Origin of the sequence: Clavibacter sp. MX14-G9D, assembly GCF_032917815.1 — a bacterium.
GTDB lineage: Bacteria > Actinomycetota > Actinomycetes > Actinomycetales > Microbacteriaceae > Clavibacter > Clavibacter michiganensis_K.
Map to the genome: position 1 here is coordinate 1 of NZ_JAVCVL010000439.1, position 618 is coordinate 618.

1 protein-coding gene and 1 pseudogene are annotated in these 618 nt (G+C 78.8%); one reads left to right on the forward strand and one right to left on the reverse strand.

The features are described 5' to 3' along the window. A pseudogene (locus tag Q6969_RS16180) lies at positions 1-180 on the reverse strand (hypothetical protein); the annotation flags it as partial. A 92-nt stretch (positions 181-272) separates the two neighbouring features. On the opposite strand from Q6969_RS16180, the gene Q6969_RS16185 reads away from it, so the two are divergent. Continuing rightward, on the forward strand, positions 273-618 hold a 346-nt coding region (locus tag Q6969_RS16185; protein ID WP_317231349.1), incomplete at its 3' end, for an alpha/beta hydrolase.

Here is a 618-nt window from a genome sequence, read left to right on the forward strand (position 1 = left end):
CGGTGCGGTGCCGGGACGGATCGCGTCCGGCGCGGTCGTCCGCGACGCCGCGGCGCCCTGCCCCGCCTCGAGCTCCCGCAGGCGGTCGAGCTCCGCGTCGTCGAGGTCGGAGGCCGGCCCGTAGGCGCGGCGGCGCAGCTCCCGGAGCTCGCGGAGCTCGCCGTCCCGCGCCTGGTCCATGCCGTCGATCCTGTCACCGTCGCGCGTCGGCGACCGCGCCCCGTCGGGATCCGACGCTGGCCGGCTCCCCCGCCCCGGCCTACGCTCGGCGCATGCCCACCGAGACGGACCTGCGACTGCCGGACGGCCGCACGCTGCACTGCTACGACACGGGAGCCGGCGACGACGCCGACCTGGTCGTCGCCTACCACCACGGCACGCCGAACGTCGGCCCGCCGCCCCAGCCGCTCGTCGACGCCCCGGAGGGCCGCGGCATCCGGTGGATCTCCTACGACCGGCCCGGGTACGGCGGCTCCACGCGGAACCCCGGCCGCACCGTCGCGACCACGGCGGCCGACGACCTGGCCGTCGCGGACGCGCTCGGGATCGACCGGTTCGCGGTGCTCGGCCACTCGAGCGGCGGCGTGCTCGCGCTCGCGGCGGCGGCCTCGCTCGGCG